General features: G+C 71.4%; 2 protein-coding genes. Both read right to left on the bottom strand.

The window, feature by feature from the left end; all coding sequences use genetic code 11:
* On the bottom strand, positions 1–1,134 hold a 1,134-nt coding region (locus tag AB8Z36_RS38350), incomplete at its 3' end, for an ATP-binding protein (protein ID WP_369217986.1).
* 315 nt (positions 1,135–1,449) lie between these two features.
* Positions 1,450–2,007, bottom strand: a complete 558-nt coding sequence (locus tag AB8Z36_RS38345; protein WP_369217985.1) for a carboxymuconolactone decarboxylase family protein — start codon at positions 2,005–2,007, stop codon at positions 1,450–1,452.
* Positions 2,008–2,082: the final 75 nt, after the last annotated feature.

Here is a 2,082-nt window from a genome sequence, read left to right as displayed (position 1 = left end):
GTCGGCGGCGGGCCGCGCGACGGGCTGCGGCGCGGCGGACGTGGTCAGCAGGCTCTTCGGGATGAACATGTACACGCGGGTTCCGCCGAAGGGGTTCGGGGCCTCCAGGTCGATGCGGAATCCGTAGTCACCGGCGAGGGCCGCGGCGGACCGCAGGCCGGTCTGCGGGTGCGCGCCGAGCTGGTTGATGTCGTCGCGCCGCTCCCCGGTCAGGATCTCCCTGGCCCAGGTGAGCTGCTCCTCGTTCATGCGCAGGCCCGCGTCGTCGACGATGACCGAGACGCCGTGGTGGCCCTCCTGGAAGGCGACGTGCACCCGGGAGGAGGAGGGGGAGTAGCGGACGGCGTTGTCCAGGAGCACGGCGAGGGCGTGCACGACGGGTCCGACGGCCCGGCTGGTCACCGTGGCGGCCAGCTCCTGGTGCTCGACCCGCTCGTACTCCTCGATGCTGCCCATGGCCGCCCTGACCACGTCGGTCATCGGCGTCGCGGGCCAGCGGCGGGACAGTTTGCCTCCCGAGAGGACCACGTAGTTCTGCGCCACGAGCAGCATCTGCTGGGTGGGGTGGTCGATGCCGACCAGCGTCTCGTACGCCTCGTCGCCCTCGTGGCGCCGCACGCCCTGGCTGACCCGCTGGCTCAGCTTGGACGCCATGCCGACCATCGCGGAGGAGACGGCGCGCACGGCGGCGCGGCTGGACTCCTCTGCGGCCCGGCGCGCGCGTTCGGACTGCTCCCGCGCGTCCTGCTCGGCCTCGGCGATCTGCTCGCCGGTGCTGGTCTGCGCGTCGTACTGCACCTTGCGGACCGTGTGCGCCGCGGAGTTGGCCAGCTCGGCGAGGCGCTGCGCGAGCACCGTGCCGACCAGCGCGTCGGGCAGCTCGATGTCGACGCCGTGGCCGGTGCCCGAACGTTCCGCCTCGGGTCCGAGACGGGGTATCACGTGGCCCGCGAGCTGCGCGAGGACGTCCTCGGCGGCGCGCTGCTGCCGGGCGGTCTCCTCGGCCTGTGTCCGCAGGCGGCCGTTCTCGGCGCGCTCGCCCCGGCACTGGTCCCAGAACCGCCAGGCCGCACCACCGGCGGCCAGGGCCAGCACCGAGGGCACCACGGTGGTGGCCTGTATCAGGTCTGTCATCACGTCCTCTACAGGTGTCATGGGGGGCAGGTCCGCCGACGCGGCCGTCTCAACGGGGGCGCGGCGGGGTCCCAATGGCACACGCATTCGGCCAACTAGTGACCGAAAATATGCCAGTTGGCCGTCTCGGCTCCACGATATCTCTTCGTGTGCACGAACGGTTGCACTCGATGACCAGCAGCCATGCAGATTCTGTGATGCTCCGGCGGCACGTCGGGCAGTGTCGGGAAATGAGGGATTTTCCACGCGCGGCGGCGGCCCACCGGCCGCCGGAGCCGGTGTGCCGCTTGGTCGATGTGCCTGTCTACCTGCGGGTCAGTCGCTGTGCATGGTCTGCGCCATGCGCACGAGCTCGTCACCCTCGGGAGCGTCTATCTCGACGTCGAGGACGGTGCAGACCCGGCCGAGCAGGAAGTAGAAGCCCGCCAGGACGAGCGTCTCGACGAGCTGCTCCTCGGTGTAGTGGGCCGACACGGCCTTGAAGAGCGCCTCGTCCACCAGGGGCGCGGCGGCCGAGGCGGCGGCGAAGGCCAGGAGCGCCCGCTGCGCCGGGGTGAAGACGTCGGCGTCGTACCGCTTGCCGCGCAGGGCGTCGCGCTGGGCGTCGGTGATGCCCACGGCGCGGGAGATGGGGATGTGCTGCTCCCACTCGTACTCGGCCTCGAAGACGGTGCCGTAGGTGAGGATCAGCAGTTCGCGGTCGGCCGGGGTGAGGCTGCCCTCGGCGAACAGCGCGGCGCCGAGCCGGGCGATCTGGCCGACCGACCGGGGCGCGTGGCCGAGGATCCGGTAGACGTTGATGACGCGGCCCTGGCTGAGGGAGCGCAGGGACTCGGGCATCGCCTCGTCGTCGAGGCAGGGGATACGGGACATCAGCTCTCCTCGGGGGAGTTCGTGGGGTGTGTGCGGGTGCGTGTTCGASGGTCGGTACAGGGGCCGGTACGGGGG

Origin of the sequence: Streptomyces flavofungini, assembly GCF_041028215.1 — a bacterium.
In the GTDB taxonomy this organism is placed as follows: domain Bacteria; phylum Actinomycetota; class Actinomycetes; order Streptomycetales; family Streptomycetaceae; genus Streptomyces; species Streptomyces flavofungini_B.
This window is presented reverse-complemented; position numbering and strand designations above follow the sequence as displayed.

Coding starts and splice junctions, on each gene's coding strand:
- AB8Z36_RS38345 (WP_369217985.1), bottom strand. CDS start 2,007: ATGTCCCGTATCCCCTGCCTCGACGACGAGGCGATGCCCGAGTCCCTG.